The sequence below is a fragment of the Alcaligenes faecalis genome (genome assembly GCF_009497775.1).
Classification (GTDB): Bacteria; Pseudomonadota; Gammaproteobacteria; order Burkholderiales; family Burkholderiaceae_B; genus Alcaligenes; species Alcaligenes faecalis_D.
The window spans coordinates 714,516-734,829 of record NZ_CP031012.1; the positions used below are offsets into that span (position 1 = coordinate 714,516).

Below are 20,314 nucleotides of genomic sequence, written 5' to 3' on the forward strand. Positions count from 1 at the left end.
GGTGATCTCCGTCTTAGACCTTGGCCAGGTCCTGCTCGGTTTGCGGGGCCAGTCCAAAATCCTGGGGGAAGTGTTCCAGCGCGGACAGGACGGGATAAGGGGTCATGCCGCCCAAGGCGCACAAGGACCCGGAGAACATGGTGTCGCACAGATCGCGCAGCAGCTCGAGATGGTTGTCCATATCTTCGCGGCGACGGATCTTCTGAATGGTCTCCACTCCACGCGTAGAGCCGATGCGACAGGGGGTGCATTTGCCACAGGATTCGATGGCACAGAACTCCATGGCGTATTGCGCCATGTGGGCCATGTCTACTGTGTCGTCAAAGGCCACCAGACCGCCGTGACCGACCATGGCATTGATCTTCATGTAGGCTTCGTAGTCCAGCGGGACATCCCACTGGTGCTCGGGCAGATAGGCACCCAATGGGCCACCGACTTGCACTGCACGCAAGGGACGACCGCTGGCGCTGCCGCCACCGTAGTCGTACAGCAATTCGCGCAGGGTGACGCCAAAGGCTTTTTCCACCAGGCCACCGTTTTGCAGATTGCCGGTCAGCTGGAAGGCCAATGTGCCACGCGAGCGGCCCATGCCGTAGTTCTGGTAGTAGGCACCGCCCTTGGCCAGAATCACCGGTACGGAAGCCAGCGACACTACGTTATTGATGACGGTAGGCTGACCAAACAAACCCTTGATGGCAGGCAGTGGCGGCTTCACACGCACCACGCCACGCTTGCCTTCCAGGCTGTCGAGCAGGGCGGTTTCTTCGCCACAGATATAGGCACCCGCTGCCTTGCGTACTTCCAGATCGAACTCGCAGCCGCTTCCCTGAATGTTCTTGCCCAGCCAGCCTGCTGCGCGCGCTGCCACAATGGCTTCGTTCAGCGCCTGCACGGCCAGCGGGTATTCGGAACGCACGTAGATGTAGCCATAGGTCGCGCCGACGGCCAGACCGGCAATCGCCATGCCTTCAACCAGACACAGGGGATCGCCTTCCATCAACATGCGATCCGAAAACGTGCCCGAGTCGCCTTCGTCGGCATTACAGACAATGTATTTCTGCTGTGCCGGAGTGTTCAGCACCGTGTTCCACTTGATGCCGGTCGGGAAAGCGGCACCGCCACGACCACGCAGGCCGGAGTCGGTCACTTCTTTCACAATCGCGGCTGGCTCCATGGCCAGTGCTTTGCTCAAACCTTCAAAGCCACCACAGGCCTGATAGTCGGCCACGCTGACCGGATCAATAATGCCCACGCGGGCAAAAGTCAGGCGTTCCTGGTTCTTCAGGTAGGGGATGGCGTCTGTCAGACCGTGGCACAACTTATGTGCACCGCCTTGCAGGAAACCGGCGTCAAACAAACCGGGTAAATCTTCAGTCTGGACAGGGCCGTAAGCGACACGGCCTTCAGCCGTTTGCACTTCAACCATGGGCTCCAGCCACAGCAAACCGCGCGAGCCATTGCGCACGATCTGTACGTCCAGGCCGCGCTCCTGGGCTTGAGTAGCCAGTTGCTGGGCAATCTCATGGGCGCCCATGGCGACCGCCGCGGTGTCGCGCGGAACGTAAATGGTAATGGTGCTCATGACTGGGCCTCCTGGCTGCTTAGCAGGGCGTCCAGTTTTTCGGGGGTGACGCGTGCATGGGGTACGCCATCGAGCATGACGGCGGGGGACTGAGCACAGAGGCCCAGACAGTAGACCGGCTCCAGCGTGTACTGGCCGTCGTCACTGTTCTCGTGAAAGTCGCAGTTCAGGCGGCGACGGGCATGAGCGCTCAACTCCAGTCCGCCCCGCGCCTGACAGGCTTCGGCCCGACAGATTTCCAGGGTATGAGTCGCGTGGGGCTGGGTGCGGAAGTGGGCGTAGAAAGAGATAACGCCATGGATTTCCGCCCGGGACAGGGCTAGCTGTTCGGCCAGCACCGGCACCACGGACTCGGGAATACAGGCAATCCGGTCCTGAATCGTGTGCAAAATAGGCAACAGGTTACCTTTTTGGCCAGCGTGCTCCTGCACGGCCTGCAAGGCGACCTCTTCAGGAGTCAGACCGGACAGGTCCTGCTCCTGGGCATGAGGGGATGTTTGCATGTCCTGTGTGCGCGGTGCCCGGGTTAGGAGCCTGCGCCTCCATGTTTTTTATGCACGGCTGTGCATATTATTTGACTGTGTTTTCTCCCGTAATCTAACGACTTAAGTCCATAACTTCAATAAGCAATATTTCGCATATATAATGTTTGGTACATGCAGCACAAAACATAAATACGAAAACACACTGGTCTAAAAAACACATGACCAAACAGAAATTCAAAGCCCGGCTGCGCTCTGAATGGATTCTGGAAAATGCAGACGGCGTGGAACTCCCCATGGGGGATGTGCTGCGTCTGTTGGGTGCCATCGAGCGACTGGGGCACTTGGCGGGAGCCAGCAAGGAATGCCAGTTTTCCTACAGACATGCCTGGGGCTTGTTGCGTAATGCCGAACAACAGTTTGATGCGGCCTTGCTGGAAACGTCCCGGCGCAAAGGCACCAAGCTGACCGAGTTTGCCCAGCGTTTGCTGTGGGCCAACCGGCGTCTGGATGCGCGTTTGACGCCAACCCTGGAAAGCATGGCTTCCGAGCTGGAAGAGGAGCTGGGCCGTCTCTACGCCCAGCCTCTGGACCGTTTGCGCTTTCAGGCCAGCCATGGATTTGCGATTGAAGGGCTGATGCGCTTTGCCAATGAACACGAGGGCTTGCCGCTGGAGCTGCGCTATCGCACGGCCATTGAAGCGCTGGCTTCGCTGGAGCGTGGGGACTGCGATCTGGCTGGTTTCCAGGTTCCGGTAGGCGAGTTCGAGGTGGCTGCCATGCGCCGGTATGGGCAGTGGTTGTCTCCCGCCCGTCATCGGCTGATTTTCCTGTCTACACGCCGAACCGGCCTGTTTGTGGAAAAGGGCAACCCCAAGAACATTACTGGCATGGCGGATTTGTTGCGGCCCGATGTGCGCTTTGTGAACCGTCAGATGGGGTCCAGCACCCGCTTTTTGGCCACCTTGCTGCTGGGTCAGTTAGGGGTAAACACGAATGCGGTGTTGGGCTTTGAAACAACAGAATTGACGCATATGGCGGTGGCGGCTCACGTGGCCAGTGGCATGGCCGACACCGGCCTGGGTGTGGAAACAGCGGCCAGCCGATGCGGGCTGGAGTTCATTCCCCTGGCGCAGGAGCGTTATTTCATCGCGGTCGAGCAAGAAGCGCTGGATAAGGCTCCTATGCAGCAACTAATGAACGTGATTGGCGGTTCCGCGTATAGTCAATTCATGGAAGATCTGGTGGGTTACGACCCACGGGGTTTGGGACAGATCATGACGCTGGAACAGGCATTCGGCCAGGCCGCCGACATGCTCTGGCGTTAGACCCCTTCGCTTGACGAAAACACACATACACCATGAGACGGGGACAACCCTGTCCTTGAAAGAAAGAGAACACCATGAGCGATGATCATGGGCCAAAACGTGAACCGCTGTCTGTAGACGAGGTTCAGGCCAGGCCATATCAAGAAGCGGCTTCCCCAGGCTCCGAGGTTTCATCTGCGGGGCGGACTGACGCGGCGCCTGCTGGATCGGGGCTTGTACTGTCAGGCATCGAACAGGGGGTTCAAACGAGTGCTGCTGAACCTGCGCGCCGTCCAACGGTGCGCATTGCTGCTGTGTCCGGGCAACCGCTGGACAAGCGTCACCGTCCGTTTCACGATCTGCGTATTTCCCTGACCGACAAGTGCAATTTCCGCTGTACCTACTGTATGCCCAGGGAAGTGTTTGGCACGGACTATGAGTTCCTGCCTCACTCTTCCCTGCTCAGCTTTGAAGAGATCGAGCGTGTGGCCCGGCAGGCGGTTTCCCTGGGCGTGCGCAAGCTGCGCCTGACGGGTGGCGAGCCACTATTGCGTCGAAATATTGAAGTGCTGATTGCCATGCTGGCCAAGCTGCGCACACCGGAAGGTGATCCGGTAGAGCTGACCTTGACTACCAATGGCACTTTGCTGGGCCGCAAAGCCCAGGCTTTGAAAGACGCAGGCTTGAATCGCGTCACCGTCAGCCTGGATGCTTTGGACGATGCTCGCTTTACGCAACTGAGCGATAGCGGCGTGTCCGTGTCCACCGTGCTGGATGGTATTGCCAAAGCGCAGGCTGTGGGTTTGAGCCCGGTGAAGGTCAATATGGTGGTGCGCAAAGGCCTGAACGATGACCAGATTCTGCCCATGGTGGAGCACTTCAAAGGCTCGGGTCAGATTCTGCGTTTTATTGAATATATGGACGTGGGCACCAGCAATGGCTGGAACCTGGAAGAAGTCGTCAATGGCGCGGATATCGTGGAACGTATCCAGTCCCGGTTCGAGCTGGAGCCGGTGGCCGCCCAATACCGTGGTGAAGTCGCCAGCCGCTGGCGCTTCAAGGATGGCACGGGCGAAGTCGGCGTGATTACCAGCGTGACCCAACCCTTCTGTGGGGACTGTTCGCGCATGCGTCTTTCTCCCGAGGGACGCCTGTTTCTGTGCCTGTTTGCTTCCCAAGGTTATGATGTGCGGGCGCAATTGCGCTCGGGTGCTTCCGACGAACAGTTAGCCGCCTATATGCACGGCGTCTGGACGGGACGGCAAGACCGATATTCCGAGATTCGGGGTGAACAAACCACGAGTCGTGACCGTATAGAGATGAGTTACATCGGCGGATGATAAGCACACAGGACATCAGCGGTATTGTGCTGGCGGGCGGACGGGCCCGTCGTTTTGATTTGTCGGGCCAGATTGATAAAGGCTTGCTGCTGCTGCAGGGCCAGCCTTTGGTTCAGCATCTGGTGCGTCGCCTGCGCCCGCAGGTGGGACCGATCCTGATCAGTGCCAATCGCAATCCCGAACAGTATGTCCATTGGGGCCGTGTGGTCCCTGATGCGCTGGAACTGGAGGGCTATCTGGGCCCGCTGGCGGGTTTGGTCAGTGTGCTGGATCAGATCAGCACTCCATGGGCCTTGTCCTGTCCGGTGGACTTGCCTTTTGTACCCGCAGATCTGGGTAAGCGGCTGATCAAGGCTGTTGAAGAGCAGGGCGCCGTGGCGGCTTACGCACAGGCAGAGCGCAGTCACCCCTTATGCCTGTTGTTGCGCACGGATCAGGCTGCGGGTCTGAAAGAATACCTGCTTAGCGGCGAGCGCCGCGTCATGAGCTGGCTGGAAAGCATAGGCGCGGTGGAAGTGGATTTCCGCGATGCACCGGAGCATGCTTTTTTCAATATCAATACGCCGCAGGATCTGGATCAGGCACAAAGCTGGTAAGCCTGTTGCAGTGGTTTTGCTGCGCAAGTATTGATGAGCAGAGAAAGGCAGGGATGGGTTTGGCTGTTCGTGCGTGAGCGTTCCGTTATGCGGGCCTCCTGAGCAGTTGGCTGTCTTTACGTGAAGTATCTTTCAATAGCTCCAAACCAAACCAAACCAAACCAAATCAAACCAAACCAAACAACACAAAAAAACCGCCCCGATCAGGGCGGTTTTTTTATGGCAAAGCCAAAGCGTGAATAATCGTCCTAGCTTATGCCTGCCACTGACTGTATTCGTACAGACGCACCACATCGCCGGGGGCGACGTGGGAGTCGGCAGGGATGCGGGCCAGTGCCTGTGCCCAGGGTAAGGAGCTGATCACGCCTGAGCCTTGATTGTCGAAGGGGCGCACCAGCAGGCGGCCTTGCTCATCGTTGTCCACTTGCACGCGGATGAACTCTTCGCGGTCGCCTTCAAAGTGGCGCTCGCCTTGCAGGACCCCGTAGCGCGTGGTGGGCAATACGTGCTGGCGACCTTGCAGACGACGAACCAGCGGCGAAACCATCAAGGAAAACACGGCGTAAGAGGACACCGGATTGCCGGGCAGGCAAACCAGGGGTTTGTCGGCAATATAGGCCAGCGCCAGCGGTTTGCCGGGCTTCATGCGCACTTTCCACAGATCCAGCTGGCCGCCTATGCCTTCGATGGCAGGCTTCACAAAGTCTTTTTCCCCGACCGAGACACCGCCTACGGTCAGCACCAGATCGCAGCGTTGCAGCAGTTCTTTCAGGGCGTCCTGAATGGCTTCCAGTGTGTCTTTGGCGTGCACCGCATGAACCGATTCCACACCCAGTGCTTGCAGCTGCGCACGCAGCATGGGGGCGTTGGAGTTGTAGATCTGGCCGGTTTTCAGGGGCTGGCCGGCAGGGGTCAGCTCGTCGCCTGTGGTCAGAATGCCGACATTCAACAGTGGGTAGACCTGTAGCTGGGCGTGGCCTTGCGCAGCCAGCTGGGCGATATGGGCCGCTGTCAGCTTGGTGCCTGTCGTGATCAGCACTTCGCCTATGCGCATGTCCTCGCCCCGGCGGCGGATGTTTACGCCAGCCACCGGCATTTCCAGAACGCGCACGCCGTGTTCGTCTTCCTGACAGTGTTCCTGAATCACCACCGTATCCGCACCGGGCGGCAGCATGCTGCCGGTAAAGATGCGAATCGCCATGTTCTCTTTCAGCGTTTCAGGAATATCGCCGGCATAGCAGCGCTGCTGAATGGGCAGTACCTTGCCGTCGGCAATGTCAGCCAGGCGCAGGGCATAGCCGTCCATGGCGCTATTGTCGGCGGGTGGCATGTCCAATTGCGCTTGAATATCCTGGGCCAGAATGCGTCCCAAGGCTTGCGACAAGTCGCAGGTTTCGGTTTGGGTTGGAACTTGCCCTGCCTGGGCCAGCCGTTGCTGTGCTACGTCAAATTCGATCATAGGATGGATAAATTCGATAAAACAATTCGTGGCTCAGGGCGTCAGAGCACGGTGGAAAGGAGGTCGTTCCGGAGCAGTCACTGCCATGCCTTTGCAGGCATCAGGGCTTGGCTGGCTCCAGATATTCAGAGGCAAAGTTGCAAGGGCGATGGCGGCTGTCCAGCTGCTCTTTCAGGATCTTTTCCCAGGCCAGCTTGCAGGCACCGCCCGAGCCGGGAATGCAGAACAGCAAGGTCCGGTTGGCCGTTCCTGCCAGCGCATCGGATTGCAGGGCAGAGGAGCCAATATCCTGGTATGACAAGTAGCGGAACTGTTCGCCAAAGCCGGTAATAACCTGATCGAGCAAAGGCGTGACCGCCGCAATCGTGGATTTCTTATGGCTGAAACCGGTACCGCCATTGCAAATAATGACATTGATTTCCGGGTCCAGAATCCATTGGCTGAGCAGGGCGCGGATGGCGTAGATATTGTCCCTGCTGATGGCGCGCTGCACGCAGTAATGGCCGCTGTCAGTCAGGCTGGCCGCCAGATAATCGCCGGAGGTGTCATCATCCGGGCCACGGCGGTCCGAAATGGTCAGCACAGCAGCGTTCAGGCGAACAGCGGGTAAATCGGTCTTGGCTTTAGACATGCTTGTCGGTGTCCGCAGAGGTATTCCAGGAGTCCGTTTTCTGGGCGTCGCTGTCGCGCTGCTGTACCCAGAAACGCTTGCCGTCGGCCAGAGTTTCGCGCTTCCAGAAAGGGGCGCGAGTTTTCAGCACGTCCATGATGAATTCGCAGGCACGGAAAGCATCCCCACGGTGGGCACTGGTGACGCCGACATAAACGATTTGTTCGGTCAGGTGCAGCTCGCCCACGCGGTGTACGACCAGCGTATCCAGAATGGGCCAGCGTTGACGGGCCTGATCGCAAACCGCTTCGATCTCGCGCTCGCACATGCCGGGGTAGTGTTCCAGGAACAGGGACTCGGTAGCGGTGCCATCGGCCTGATCGCGCACATAGCCGGTAAAGGTCACCATGGCTCCGGCCTTGCCGCCAGCTGTGGCACGCAGCTCGGCATTCAGGGCGGCAACATCAAAATCTTCGGTCTGGATGCGAATCATCTCAACCTCCGGTGACGGGCTCGAATACAGCCACTTCATCGCCGGGACGGACAGGGTCGGTGGGCTTGGCGTGAAACTGGTTGACCGCCACATGCAGGCGGCCGGCCATATCGCTCAAATTCGGGTGGCGTTGCAACAGGGCATCCGTCCATTGCTGGACGGTACCTTCCTGGGGCCATTCCCAGTTTTCCTGGCGCTGGCCTGTGCGTTCGGCCACCTGGGCGAAGTACAGGACGCGCAATGTCAAAGGGCTTGTCATGGTATCTCCGTAAAAGGGCTTAGAGCTGAGCGGTCCAGGTCCCGCTTTTGCCGCCGGTTTTCTCCAGCAAACGGGTCTGCTCGATCACAATGCCTTTGTCGGCCGCTTTGCACATATCGTAAATCGTCAGGGCGGCAATGGAGCAGGCCGTCATGGCTTCCATCTCGACGCCGGTGGTGTAGCGGGTGCGGCAGGTGGCCAGTACTGCAATGGTGCCTGCGGCGGCGTCGCTTTCAAAATCAATGCCGACAAAATCCAGAGGCAGGCTGTGGCACATGGGAATCAGCTCGGCACAGCGCTTGGCGGCCAGCACTCCGGCCACGCGGGCGGTGTTCAGCACTTCGCCCTTGGCATTGTGCTGGGCCGACAGCAACTGGTAGGCCGCGGGGCTCAAACGCACCACGGCGCGGGCCGTGGCCGAGCGGGAGGTGGCGGATTTGTGGCTGACATCGACCATCTGAACTTTTCCATCTTCATCCAGATGGGAAAGGTGCAAATCTGTGTTTTCGGTAGTGGTGCTCATGATCGCTCCGGGGACCGGGCCTAGTGCGCGGTTCTAATTGTTTATGGTTGCATTATATACACCCGGCGCGGTGGCTCTGGCTAAGGCCCCGGCGGGTTGCGGTCTTCCCGCAGGCGGGCCGGGTCCAGCAGCCGGGCCAGTTCGATCAGGGTGCGGGACTGCATTTTTTCCAGTGCCCTGGCGCGGTGTACTTCTACGGTGCGCATGGTGATGTTCAGGTCCTGGGCAATCTGTTTGTTCAGCCGTCCTTCCAGGGCCAGGGCCAGTACTTCGCGCTCGCGCTGGGACAGGGTATCCAGCCGTTCTTCCAGCGCCTGCTCATTGTCCCGCTCTTCCTGGCTGGCTTCGTAGCTGCGCAGCACGTCCAGAACCCGGTCCACCAGGTCGTTATCGTTAAAAGGCTTTTCGATGAAATCTGCCGCGCCTTGTTTCAGCGCGTTTACAGCCAGGGGCAGGTCACCGTGGCCCGTCAGGAAAATAACGGGCAGAGGGGACGGGCGTTCGCGCAATTGCTCGAACACTTCCAGGCCGGACAGTCCATCCATACGTATGTCGAGCAGGATGCAGCCCTGGGTTTCGGGACTGAGGGCATCCAGAAAGGCCTCGCCACTGTCCCAGAGTTCGGTATTGACCTGACGAGTGGAAAAAAGCCAGGACAGGGCATCGCGGATGGCCGGGTCGTCGTCCACGATGTGGACCAAAGGAGCGCGCTTAGTCATGTTCGATCAAGGGTAAGGAAAACAGGAAGGTAGCACCGTGGGGAACCCCGTTTTCAAACCAGAGTTTGCCATGGTGCAGCTCCACAATGGAGCGGCAAATATTCAGGCCAATGCCCAGACCCTGGGCTTTGGTGGTGGTAAAGGCCTGGAACACCTCGGCCATGATAGTGGCTGCCACGCCGGGGCCCTGGTCGGCCACCATCACCAGCACGACACCATTGCTGGCCTGCATGCTGACCTCCAGTACCCGGCGTTCCGGCTCCAGACCGGACATGGCTTCGGCGGCATTGCGCAGCAGGTTGAAAATCAGTTGTTCCAGCAGCACCTTGTCGCCCATGACGGGCAGGTTCTCGGGGTGGGCGGGCACGATCAGCTGAATCTGGTGATGACGCAGACCTGCTTTTGCCATGGCCAAAGCGCCTTGCAAGGCATCGGGCAAATTCAGGGGGCTAAGCTGCGGATCGCGCTTCCGGACAAAGTCGTGAATGCGGTGAATGATTTGCCCCGCGCGGCGGGTTTGTTCCGCCAGACTTTCCAGACCGCGGCGTAGCTGTTTCGGGTCCAACGGTTCATTACCCAGCAGGTTCAGGGAGCCAGCCGCATAGCTGGCAATGGCTGATAGCGGCTGGTTCAGTTCGTGGGCCAGCGTGGAGGCCATTTCACCCATGGTGATGAGCTTGGCCGTGTGGTGCAACTGTTCGGACTGTGAACTGGCCAGGGCTTCGGCCTGCTTGCGCGAGCTGATGTCGATGATGGAGCTGATCCAGCCCACGTGCCGTTTTTGCGCGTCAATCAGCGGGGACTCAAATACCTGCACATCGACGCGCGAGCCGTCCGGGCGCTGGAACAGCGTGTCAAAAACCTGCACGGAGCGGGAGGACTTCAGGCGATCCCGACGCTCCAGCGTTTCATCCATCATCTCCGGCACCCACCAGGGCATGGGCGGCGCCAGGCCAATAATCTCTTCGCTGCTGCGGCCCACCAGTTCGCAAAACGCCGGATTCACATACAGCACCTTGCCGTCCAGATCGCGGGCGCGCATGCCGGTCACCATGGAGTTCTCGATCGCACTGCGAAAGGCTTGTTCCTGCATCAGGGCCAGCTCAGCATCACGGCGCTTGCGGGCGTAGTGATGCTGCATGGCCAGGTTCACCACAGCCAGCAAGGCCAGACCGGCAATTACGGTCAGCAGCAAGGTGAAGGTGGGGATGCTTGTTTGCGGATAGGGCGTCATCAGCAAACGTACGCCATGCAGTGGCGGGTCTACCGACATGGCGTAACGCAATTCGTTTTGCCCCGGCTCGCCTTTGGAGCGTGTGGCAAGCGTCTGGTCGCTTTGGTCGATCAGGGAGACGTGATATTGCTCGGCAATCCACCAGGGCACGTTTTCCATCAGGATGGTGGCCAGGGAAAAGGTGGCGCGCAAGGTGCCGACAATATCGTTGTCTTCGTAAATGGGAACCACCAGATCCAGCACGCTTTCCTGGTGTTCATTGGAATAGTAGGCAGGCAGCCAGGTGGAGGTGCGCGGCGTGCTGACGTGGGCCGCAATCCGTGTATCGGCACCGGGCGGGCGTACCAGCAAGGTGGTGCCAAAGCGATCCTGCACGGCGACTTTCAATAGATCAGGGTGGATGGTCTTGAAGTGCTGTAATTGCGTCAGCGCCGTCTGGGTCGTGACAGCCTGGGAGTGGACTTCAATTTCACTGGCAATACGGCTTAAATTGTTCTCGTGTGAGCGCAACTGAAAGGACAGGGATTGCTCCACCCACAAGGCATTGCGTATCAGCTCGTTGGATTGTTCGTCATCGCGCTCCTTATTGACCGCCCAGGCAAAGACGCCCATCAGCAGCACAATAATCAGGATGGCCAAAATAGGCACATAGGTGCTGATCGGGTAGGCCGCCAGGGTGCGCGAGGCAGCCTGGCGTATGAATCCGGACGGACGAGCAAGACGCATCATGACAAATGGTTTCGGATTTCCACAATAGATAATTCGGGACCGCTTTTTTAAGCTACACGCTTTCAAGCACATCAATCAATAAAACGTGTCGGCTCTTAACCGACCGGAGGCAAACATGAAAAAGACCCTTGTGGCCAGCTTGCTGGCGTCCGTATTCTTGTCCGCGCCTGTTTTGGCTAACCCCATGATCATCAAGTTCAGCCACGTTGTATCGCCAGATACACCCAAGGGCAAGGGCGCCGTGCGCTTTAAAGAACTGGCCGAAAAGTACACCGAGGGCAAGGTGGTTGTCGAGGTCTACCCGAACTCGCAACTGTACAAGGACAAGGAAGAGCTGGAAGCCCTGCAACTGGGCGCCGTGCACATGCTGGCTCCGTCGCTGGCCAAGTTTGGCCCTCTGGGCGTGCGCGAATTTGAAGTGTTCGACCTGCCTTTCATCTTCAATGATCGTACCGATCTGCGTAAGGTTACTGAAGGTCCTGTGGGCCGCATGTTGCTGGACAAGCTGGAGCCCAAGGGCATCAAGGGTCTGTCCTACTGGGATAACGGCTTTAAGGTCATGAGCGCCAACAGCCCCCTGAAAAGCGTGGACGACTTCCTGGGTCTGAAGATGCGCATCCAGTCCTCCAAGGTTCTGGAAGCCCAGTTCAAGGCACTGGACGCTGTGCCTCAGGTGATGGCCTTCTCCGAGGTGTACCAGGCGCTGCAAACCGGCGTTGTGGATGGCACCGAGAACCCGCCGTCCAATATGTACACCCAGAAAATGCACGAAGTGCAAAAGCACGCCACCGTGTCCAACCACGGTTACCTGGGCTATGCCGTGATCGTGAACAAGAAGTTCTGGGAAGGTCTGCCTGACGATATTCGTCAAGGTATGGAAAAGGCCATGGACGAAGCCACGGTTTACGCCAACGACATCGCTGAGCAAGAGAACAACGATTCCATGAAAGCCATGGAAGAGTCCGGCAAGACCCAGTTCTATCAGTTGAGCGATGCCGAGCGTCAGGAATGGGTCAAGCAGCTGCGTCCTGTTCACAAGGAAATGGCCTCGCGTATCGGTCAGGACGTGATCGACGCCTTCTACAAGGCTACCGAATAAAGCCTGCTTCATCTGATTGTCTTGTACAGGTCTGATTCAGACCTGTTCTTCTTTTCTTCCCGCTACATGCATGTGTCTGCCCGGCCTCTGGGCGGGCAGACTGTAGTCTGGAGCTACCCATGTTTTTACGATTTCTGGACCGCTTTGAGGAAATGTTCATCTCATTTCTGATGGTGGCGGCCGTAGTGATTATTTTTGTAGCGGTCTGCCAGCGCTACTCGGTCAGCCTGCTGGCTGATCTGGTGTCCTGGTCGCGGGCTCAGGGTTACGAGTCTGTCACCGCCATGGCCCGTTCTACCTACCGAAGCGTGGCCGGCATCAACTTGCTCTGGGCACAGGAGCTGTGCATTTACCTGTTTGTCTGGATGGCCAAGTTCGGCGCCGCATACGGCGTTCGTGTTGGTATCCACGTGGGTGTGGACGTGCTGGTGAACTCCGTGGGTCCACGCTGGCGTCATCTGCTGGTGGTGATTTCCCTGTTCTCCGGTGCCTTGTTCACGGCCATTGTTGCCTGGATTGGTGGCCGCTTTGTATACGGTATTGCCCAGACCGTCCAGGTGTCGGCTGACCTGGAAGTGCCGGTATGGATTGTGTATCTGGCGGTGCCTGCGGGCTCCCTGCTGATGTGTTTCCGCTTCCTGCAAGCCTTGATGAATTTTATCCAGACGGGCCATTTGCCCCATCACGAGCCTGCGGCTGATCTGATCGCTGAAACAGAGCGCGGTGTGTCTGAATCCGAAGGAGCGCGCGCATGACCGCCCTGATTATTTTTGCTCTGCTGGCTATCCTGTTGCTGACAGGCATGCCGGTATCGATTGCCCTGGGTCTGACGGTGATGGGCTTCCTGTTCACCATGACCGAAGTGCCGATGGACAGTATTGCGCTCAAGCTGTTCACCGGGATCGAGAAGTTCGAGATCATGGCGATTCCGTTCTTCATCCTGGCCGGTAGTTTCCTCACGCATGGTGGGGTTGCGCAGCGCATGATTCGCTTTGCCGCTTCCATGGTCGGCCACTTGCCTGGCGGCATGGGTCTGGCTGCGGTACTGGCTTGCGCTTTGTTTGCATCGATTAGTGGTTCTTCGCCTGCTACGGTGGCGGCCATTGGTTCCATCATGATTCCGGCCATGGTCAAACAAGGCTATCCCGTGCAATTCGGGACCGGCATTGTGGCCACCTCCGGCGGTCTGGGCATCTTGCTGCCACCTTCGATTGTGATGGTGATGTACGCAGTAGCCACCAGCGGCATGATGGTAGAAGGCCCGGATGGCGTCAAAGTGGGGACGGCTTCGATTGGTCAGCTGTTTATTGCCGGTGTGGTGCCGGGTCTGATTCTGGCCTTCCTGTTGGGTACGACCACCATGTATCGCGCCTGGAAACTGAATTACCCCCGTATGCCACGCGCTAGCTTTAAAGAGCGCTGGCGTGCCTTCATGGACTCCATCTGGGGCCTGATGCTGATCGTTATCGTGATGGGTGGTATTTACTCCGGTGTGTTCACGCCTACCGAAGCAGCAGCCATCAGCGCGGTCTACGCCTTTGTGATTGCGGTCTGGGTCTACAAGGACGTGAAGCTGCGCGAGGTGAAGCGTATTGTGCTGGAATCGGCAGCCATGAGCGCCATGCTGCTGTACATCATCACCAACGCGGTCATGTTCGCCTTCATTCTGACGTCCGAGCAGATTCCACAGGCGATTGCGGAATGGATTGTGTCGCAAGGCATGGGCCTGATTGCCTTCCTGCTGTTCGTGAACGTCCTGCTGCTGGTGATCGGTATGGTGATGGAGCCTTCGGGTCTGATCCTGATCATGGCCCCCATCCTGTTCCCCGTTGCCATGAAGCTGGGTATGGACCCGGTCCACTTCGGCATCATGCTGGTGGTAAATATGGAGATCGGGCTGGCGACACCGCCGGTGGGCTTGAACTTGTATGTGGCGTCCAGCATATCGAAGTTGGGCCTGACCGAAGTTACCAAGTCCACGGTGCCTTGGTTGCTGACCGGTTTGGCCTTCCTGCTGATGATTACCTTCATTCCAGAAATTACGCTTTGGCTGCCCCGCATGATGGGATGGCTGTAGAAGTCCTGATCGCTATCCGCGAGCAGGGCGAGGTGAGCCCATGATGTGGCAGTACGGCTTTATGCAATCTGTGTAAGACGTGAATCACCTTGAAGGCCGGGCGACAAGCCCGGCCTTTTTTATGGGTGCTCGGTTTGGGTACTGGCAGTTTTTTTGTCGTATCGACTGTGTTTTTTTGAGTGCCGGAACTGGCTGATTCCAGATTCCTCTATAACTTACTGCCTAGGTGTCCTTGTCTGATTGTCCTTCAGTGCTGAAGGGTTTTCTCTGGCTTTGTAGGCAAGTGAAACGTACTGATAAGTATTATTTGCCTATTAGACAGGCCAGTCTATTAGTATCATAGGTAGTTCGGGCCGCCATGCTGGCGGTATTCATTCATACGGAGACCTTATGTCCATTTCAGTCGGTGCGCGCGTTCCAGACGCGACCCTTAGCGAGTACATTGAAACCGCCACAGAAAGCTGCCCTCTGGGCCCCAACAACTTTCAGGTGGCTGATCTGGTTAAAGGCAAGAAAATTGCCGTGTTCGCCGTTCCAGGCGCTTTCACCCCTACCTGCTCCGAGCAGCACCTGCCTGGCTTTATTGCCAAGGCAGACGAGTTCAAAGCCGCTGGCGTGGACGAGATCTGGTGCGTGGCCGTTAACGATCCTTTCGTGATGGGCGCTTGGGGCAAGTCCCTGAACGTCAATGGCAAAGTGCGTTTGCTGGCTGACGGCAGCGCCATCTGGACCAAAGCATTGGGTCTGGAATTTGACCTGACTTCCAAAGGCCTGGGCGTGCGCTCCAAGCGTTTCTCCGCCTTGCTGGAAGACGGCGTTGTCAAACAACTGAACATTGATAACGACGGCGGCCTGCATACATCGGATGCAGACACCCTGTTGAAACAGGTAAAGTCGTAAGTATCTGATCCCCCGCCAGTCCGGCGTGGCGAGGGATAGAAGGATTACAAAGCGCTGGCTGCAAGCTGGCGCTTTTTTTTACCGTGCTCCTGTCGCAAAACCGAGGCCGGAATCTGGACGATAGCGAGAGTGAGGGCGGTGCTGCAGTTTTTTTTAGGATGAGTGAATGCTGTCATCGGTGGGTGCGTTTTCGTCCCTGTACTTTGCGACCCTGATGCTCTTGCTCAGCTCGGGCCTGTTCAATACTTTCATGGGGGTGCGCCTGACGGCCATCTCGGTGTCAGAGGTATGGATTGGCGGGCTGATTGCGGTGTATTACCTGGGCCTGGTATTTGGTGCTCGTATGGGTCACCGCCTGATCATGGGCGTGGGCCATATTCGGGCGTACGCCGCCAGTGCTGCCATTGTCACCATCTGTGTGCTGGTTCAGATTCTGGTCGATTCCATGTACGTCTGGCTGCTGCTGCGTTTTTTGGCGGGCGCGGCCATGGTGGTGCAGTTCATGGGGATCGAAAGCTGGCTGAACGAGCAAAGCGACAATAGTCAGCGTGGCACCATTTTTGCCTTTTACATGGTGTTCTCCAGCCTGGGCACCGTGCTGGGGCAGTTGTCGCTGACCCTGTTCCCGCATTTGAATTACGAGCCGCTGGTTTTTGTGGCGATCTGTTCGGCCTTCAGTCTGGTGCCGGTGGCGATTACCCGTCGCAGTCACCCGCCCTTGCAAGTGCCTGCGCCCATTAATGCGCGCTACTACGTGGACCGTGTGCCCTTGTCCATGATGGTGTTGCTGGTGGCCGGTATGTTGACCGGGGCCTTTTACGGTCTGGCGCCGGTGTATGCGGTGCGTGTCCATTTAAGCAATGAGCAGGCCGCCTTGTTTGTCGCCGTGTCGGTGGCTGCCGGGGTGTTGGCTCAGTGGCCGGTGGGTTGGCTGGCGGACCGCATGAATCGCGTCAAGCTGATCCGTATCAACGCGATCTGTTTGCTGGCCTTGGCCATCCCCTTGTGGGGCTGGTTCGAGGCACCGTTCTGGTTCTTGCTGGTCTTTTCGGCACTGTTCGGGATTCTGCAATTTACGCTGTACCCCTTGGGGGCGGCGTTTGCCAATGACAACGTGGACCCGGAACGGCGAGTTGGCTTGAGCGCCATTTTGTACATGGTGTATGGCCTGGGGGCCTGTCTGGGGCCGCTGCTTGCCGGCGGCCTGATGTCTTATATTGGCAGCAATCTGTACTACATCTTTGTGGCTGCCTGTGGCTTGGCCTTGGTCCTGCTGGTTCGTCCGCAAAAGGTATTGGGCGATCACTTGAGCCAGGATGCGCCAACCAACTTTGTGCCTATGCCGGACAGTTTGCAGAGCTCGGCTGCGGCGGTGGCACTGGACCCACGGGTGGATATCAGTTCGGACGTGTCGCATGACCCGGTGTTCGAGGATCTGCCTCCGGTTGAGGAGCGCGTGCCTGCGGTCACAGAAAGCACCGCAGTGGAGCGTCAGGCCGAGGATGAGGCTACAGTAGATACGCTTGCCGGGGAGGACAAGAGCGTTGATCCTGGTGTTGGAAGCTCGGGAAGCTCGGGAAGCTCGGGAAGCTCGGGAAGCTCGGGGAATTTCGAGGGTTCGGATATCTCTGGCAAGCCGGCAGATGGGGAAAGCTTGGGCAGTGCGGAAGACGCCAAGAACGAGCGTAAACCGTCAGATCCGTCCCCTTGATAGACGCCAGAATCGAGCCTGTTTTTGTAGTGCCTCAGGCTCACGATTCACTCATGAAAAAACCCAGGCCAAGCCTGGGTTTTTTATTTCTGCCCAGATTTTAAATCTGGAATTCAGGCCCGTTAAATTCGGCCTCAACCTCAATCTTGCCAGACAGAATATTCTGCTGAAACGCGGCAATACGCTGGCGCACGGCATCGGGTGTGTTCGGGGCCATGATCAGGCGCACCGCATCCGGCTGTTGCAGGCCAACCTTGAAGATCTTGCCAGATTCGAACTTGTTTTCGCTCAGGTCCTTGCAGGCTTCAAACACGCCAATGCCCACATCTGCCCAGGCCGAACCGACGAATACGTCGGGCTCGCGGGCCACCCAGTCAATCACATTGCCAATCTCTTTGATGCCCAGTTCACGGCAGGCCTGCGTCGTGCCACTACGGCCTTTGTTCAGCATGGTGTAGATGATGTCTGCACCGGCTTTGGCCTGTGCCTGGGTGACGCGGGCGGCCAGTTCAATATCATCCTGATTGCCGGAGAAGTTCGTCAGCAGTTTCACATCCGGATTGGCGTGCTTGACGCCAGCGGCGTAGGAAGCGCGGGCGCGCAAACCAGGTGGTACGCGTATGCCGGACTGGTGGGCCACCACGCCGGTTTTCGTCATCAGGGCGGCATAGGCACCGGCCAGCCAGGCGGACTCTTCCTGACGCACGTCATAGCTGCTCAGATTGCTGGCGGTAACGGCACCTTGCGTGATCACAAAGCGGGTATCCGGAAACTCCTTGGCAACAGCCAGGGCAGCATCGGTATTTTGACCGCCGTGGGCAATCAGCAAGGTCGGTTTGTATTGAGTAGCCAGTTCGCGCAGGGCGGCAATTTGTGCCTGGGTTTCGTTAGCGACCTGGTCTTTGTAGTGGCCGGTAATGGGCAACTGGTCCACGGCTTTCTTGAAGCCCTGATAACCGGCTTGCATGAAGCCGTTGTCGTCGATGTGGCCGCAGAACAAGGCTGCAACTACGGGTTTGCTGGCTGCCAGCACACTGCGGCTTAGCCAGGGGGCAGCCATTGCGCCTGCTCCTGCGGAAGCGGCGGCCAGCAGTAATTGGCGACGGGTAAATCCGGTCATGATCATGTCTCCTGTGTAGTTTCCGACGTGGGCGTCGGTAAAAATCATTTTTTTTCTAATCTACAGGAGATGAAAAGCCGTGGTCCCCGACGTTTTAAATTTCAAATATAAGAATTTTCGTATAGTACGTTTTAGCGGGCGTGTATGAGACACGCCCGGCCCTGTTTACCGTGGAATCAGGGCCACGATAGCGCCAATTGCCAGGGCAACCCCCACCATATTGAGTGCGCTGAGTTTTTCTTTGAAAAAGCCTGCGCCAATGATGGCACCCATGGCAATCACACCAATATTCATGGCCGAGAACACCAGGGTGGGGTTCTCCGGGAAGATCTGGTGGGCGCGTATGTAGAAGAAAATATTTCCGAAGTTCAGCAAGCCCAGTACCAGACCGGCCAAAAGACTGCCTTTGTGCCAACTGGTGCGTTTGGCCAGTAGCCAGCACAGCATCAGCACACCGGCCAGCGAGAAGGACACCACCAGACTGCTGGAGAACGCGGCACCGGCTTTGGAGAGCTGCTTGAACATGATGTCGATCACGCCATAGCCCAGCCATACAGCCAGCAGCATCAGGGCAGGATGCCCGGAGCCTGTTTCCTGGCTATTGGACTGACGCGGACGTATCAGCAGGCACAGCAAGGCGGTCAGGGCCAGGGCGATGCCCAGCAGTTTCTGGCCAGCCAGATGCTCGCCAAACAGGAGAAAGGCCGCCAGCAGGGGAATGAACAGGGACAGGCGCTGGGCGGCATCGCTCAACACAATCCCGGCTTGCCGTACTGCCGCCGCCATGAATAGAAAGATGCTGGGCAAGAGCACGCCCAAGGCAATCAGAATCCACCAGGGTGTGGCGGGGTTCAGCAGGCTGCTGGGATGCGGTTGCAGCAGCACCAGACTCAAGGTGACCGCCACGCCGTAGTTGACCATGATGGCCTGGGCGACATCGATCTGCCGCTGGCGAGCAACTTTCAACAGAATGGAAACGGCAACACTGCACAGAATGCTGGCGATCAGAGTGAGCATATTAGAGGGCCTCGACCATAGCGCGTGGACGGGTTTGTTCCAAAGACAAAGGGGGTTCGGACAGCGTGGTTTTGGCCGCCTCCAGTTGCAGACGGGCAAACAGATCCTGGTCCGCTACAAACTGAGGGTTGCCGGTAGTCAGTAATTGCTCGCCATAGAAAATGGAGTTGGCACCCGCCATAAAGCACAGAGCCTGGGTGCTGTCATCCATGGTTTCGCGACCCGCCGACAGGCGCACGGCGCTGGTGGGCATCAGGATACGCGCAATGGCAATGGTGCGTACAAACTCGAAGGGGTCCAGATCATCAACCTGATCCAGCGGCGTGCCCGGCACTTTCACCAATTGGTTGATAGGCACGGACTCGGGGTAGGGACGCATATTAGCCAACTGAGCCAGCAGGCCAGCACGCTCACGACGGCTTTCACCCATGCCGATAATCCCGCCGCAGCAGCTGTTCAAACCAGCTGCACGTACGCGCTCCAGCGTGTCCAGACGGTCCTGGTAAGTGCGCGTGCTGATGATCTGGCCATAGAACTCCGGGGAGGTGTCCAGATTGTGGTTGTAGTAGTCCAGCCCGGCATCTTTCAGGCGCTGGGCCTGACCGTCTTTCAGCATGCCCAGGGTGACACAGGTTTCCAGCCCCATCGCTTTGACGGCGCTGACCATATCAATGACCTGATCCAATTGTTTTTCTGTAGGAGAACGCCAGGCGGCACCCATGCAAAAGCGTTGTGCGCCCTGTGCCTGGGCCGCGCGGGCGGCTTCCAGTACTTGCTCCAGGGGCATCAAGGGTTCAGGTTCCAGCTCGGTCTGGTATTTGGAGGATTGCGGGCAGTAGGAGCAATCCTCGGGACAGGCGCCTGTCTTGATGGACAGCAGGCTGGAGAGCTGGATTTGATTGGCCGGGTGATGCTGTCTATGTACGGTCTGCGCCTGGAACACGAGGTCCATAAAGGGCAGCTCGTAAAGCTCCATGATGCGACGGATCGTCCAGGGTGCGGGGGTATTTACAGACATGGCAGGCTACCTTATTCAGTGACGCGGCTATGCTAGGTT

General features: G+C 57.9%; 20 protein-coding genes. 8 read left to right on the top strand and 12 right to left on the bottom strand.

The window, feature by feature from the left end:
• Window positions 1–13 precede the first annotated feature (13 nt).
• Together DUD43_RS03280 and DUD43_RS03285 are read right to left on the bottom strand one after the other, a co-directional pair.
• Window positions 14–1,582, bottom strand: a complete 1,569-nt coding sequence (locus DUD43_RS03280; RefSeq protein WP_153229139.1) for a formate dehydrogenase beta subunit — start codon at window positions 1,580–1,582, stop codon at window positions 14–16.
• Window positions 1,579–2,085, bottom strand: a complete 507-nt coding sequence (locus tag DUD43_RS03285) for a formate dehydrogenase subunit gamma (protein ID WP_153229140.1) — start codon at window positions 2,083–2,085, stop codon at window positions 1,579–1,581. The genes DUD43_RS03280 and DUD43_RS03285 overlap by 4 nt, the downstream gene beginning before the upstream one ends.
• Before the next feature lie 200 nt (window positions 2,086–2,285).
• On the opposite strand from DUD43_RS03285, the gene DUD43_RS03290 reads away from it, so the two are divergent.
• From DUD43_RS03290 to mobA, 3 genes are all read left to right on the top strand, one after another.
• Window positions 2,286–3,392 (top strand): substrate-binding domain-containing protein, encoded by a 1,107-nt coding sequence (locus tag DUD43_RS03290; RefSeq protein ID WP_194273436.1) that lies wholly within the window; start codon window positions 2,286–2,288, stop codon window positions 3,390–3,392.
• 74 nt (window positions 3,393–3,466) lie between these two features.
• Entirely contained in the window at window positions 3,467–4,711 is a 1,245-nt protein-coding gene (gene moaA / locus DUD43_RS03295; protein ID WP_228125885.1) for a GTP 3',8-cyclase MoaA, read from the top strand.
• The gene (mobA, locus tag DUD43_RS03300; RefSeq protein ID WP_153229141.1) at window positions 4,708–5,307 is read left to right on the top strand and encodes a molybdenum cofactor guanylyltransferase MobA; all 600 of its coding nucleotides are present in this window, start codon (window positions 4,708–4,710) and stop codon (window positions 5,305–5,307) included. The genes moaA and mobA overlap by 4 nt, the downstream gene beginning before the upstream one ends.
• Before the next feature lie 253 nt (window positions 5,308–5,560).
• Here mobA and glp read toward each other — a convergent pair whose 3' ends face one another.
• The 7 genes from glp to DUD43_RS03335 all read right to left on the bottom strand — a co-directional run bounded on the left by glp (window position 5,561) and on the right by DUD43_RS03335 (window position 11,333).
• Window positions 5,561–6,766, bottom strand: coding sequence for a gephyrin-like molybdotransferase Glp (glp, locus tag DUD43_RS03305; protein ID WP_153229142.1), 1,206 nt, complete (start codon window positions 6,764–6,766; stop codon window positions 5,561–5,563).
• Window positions 6,767–6,866: 100 nt separating this feature from the next.
• Window positions 6,867–7,397, bottom strand: a complete 531-nt coding sequence (gene moaB / locus DUD43_RS03310; protein ID WP_153229143.1) for a molybdenum cofactor biosynthesis protein B — start codon at window positions 7,395–7,397, stop codon at window positions 6,867–6,869.
• On the bottom strand, window positions 7,390–7,869 hold the full coding sequence (locus DUD43_RS03315; RefSeq protein ID WP_042483149.1) for a molybdenum cofactor biosynthesis protein MoaE: 480 nt from the start codon (window positions 7,867–7,869) through the stop codon (window positions 7,390–7,392). The genes moaB and DUD43_RS03315 overlap by 8 nt, the downstream gene beginning before the upstream one ends.
• A gap of 1 nt (window position 7,870) precedes the next feature.
• Window positions 7,871–8,128: a molybdopterin converting factor subunit 1 gene (gene moaD / locus DUD43_RS03320; protein ID WP_042483151.1), complete on the bottom strand. Its 258-nt coding sequence runs from the start codon at window positions 8,126–8,128 to the stop codon at window positions 7,871–7,873.
• Between the two features lie 19 nt (window positions 8,129–8,147).
• A complete protein-coding gene (moaC, locus tag DUD43_RS03325) occupies window positions 8,148–8,651 on the bottom strand; it encodes a cyclic pyranopterin monophosphate synthase MoaC (RefSeq protein WP_009463872.1) in 504 nt (167 codons plus the stop codon).
• 80 nt (window positions 8,652–8,731) lie between these two features.
• Window positions 8,732–9,370: a response regulator transcription factor gene (locus DUD43_RS03330; RefSeq protein ID WP_153229144.1), complete on the bottom strand. Its 639-nt coding sequence runs from the start codon at window positions 9,368–9,370 to the stop codon at window positions 8,732–8,734.
• Window positions 9,363–11,333 carry a PAS domain S-box protein gene (locus DUD43_RS03335; protein ID WP_194273437.1) on the bottom strand — a complete coding sequence of 657 codons (1,971 nt, stop codon included), beginning with the start codon at window positions 11,331–11,333 and terminating at the stop codon, window positions 9,363–9,365. The genes DUD43_RS03330 and DUD43_RS03335 overlap by 8 nt, the downstream gene beginning before the upstream one ends.
• Window positions 11,334–11,448: 115 nt before the next feature.
• On the opposite strand from DUD43_RS03335, the gene DUD43_RS03340 reads away from it, so the two are divergent.
• From DUD43_RS03340 to DUD43_RS03360, 5 genes are all read left to right on the top strand, one after another.
• The gene (locus DUD43_RS03340; protein WP_153229146.1) at window positions 11,449–12,432 is read left to right on the top strand and encodes a TRAP transporter substrate-binding protein; all 984 of its coding nucleotides are present in this window, start codon (window positions 11,449–11,451) and stop codon (window positions 12,430–12,432) included.
• A 119-nt stretch (window positions 12,433–12,551) separates the two neighbouring features.
• Entirely contained in the window at window positions 12,552–13,187 is a 636-nt protein-coding gene (locus DUD43_RS03345) for a TRAP transporter small permease (protein WP_153229147.1), read from the top strand.
• Entirely contained in the window at window positions 13,184–14,509 is a 1,326-nt protein-coding gene (locus tag DUD43_RS03350) for a TRAP transporter large permease (RefSeq protein ID WP_153229148.1), read from the top strand. The genes DUD43_RS03345 and DUD43_RS03350 overlap by 4 nt, the downstream gene beginning before the upstream one ends.
• Before the next feature lie 390 nt (window positions 14,510–14,899).
• On the top strand, window positions 14,900–15,409 hold the full coding sequence (locus tag DUD43_RS03355; protein ID WP_153229149.1) for a peroxiredoxin: 510 nt from the start codon (window positions 14,900–14,902) through the stop codon (window positions 15,407–15,409).
• 166 nt (window positions 15,410–15,575) lie between these two features.
• The gene (locus DUD43_RS03360) at window positions 15,576–17,120 is read left to right on the top strand and encodes an MFS transporter (RefSeq protein WP_153229150.1); all 1,545 of its coding nucleotides are present in this window, start codon (window positions 15,576–15,578) and stop codon (window positions 17,118–17,120) included.
• Window positions 17,121–17,220: 100 nt separating this feature from the next.
• Here the strand turns inward: DUD43_RS03360 and DUD43_RS03365 are convergent, their stop codons facing one another.
• From DUD43_RS03365 to bioB, 3 genes are all read right to left on the bottom strand, one after another.
• Complete coding sequence (locus DUD43_RS03365; RefSeq protein WP_153229151.1) at window positions 17,221–18,240, bottom strand: BMP family protein; 1,020 nt, start codon at window positions 18,238–18,240, stop codon at window positions 17,221–17,223.
• 165 nt (window positions 18,241–18,405) lie between these two features.
• A complete protein-coding gene (locus tag DUD43_RS03370) occupies window positions 18,406–19,257 on the bottom strand; it encodes an EamA/RhaT family transporter (RefSeq protein ID WP_153229152.1) in 852 nt (283 codons plus the stop codon).
• Window position 19,258: 1 nt separating this feature from the next.
• Complete coding sequence (gene bioB / locus DUD43_RS03375; RefSeq protein WP_153229153.1) at window positions 19,259–20,275, bottom strand: biotin synthase BioB; 1,017 nt, start codon at window positions 20,273–20,275, stop codon at window positions 19,259–19,261.
• Window positions 20,276–20,314: the final 39 nt, after the last annotated feature.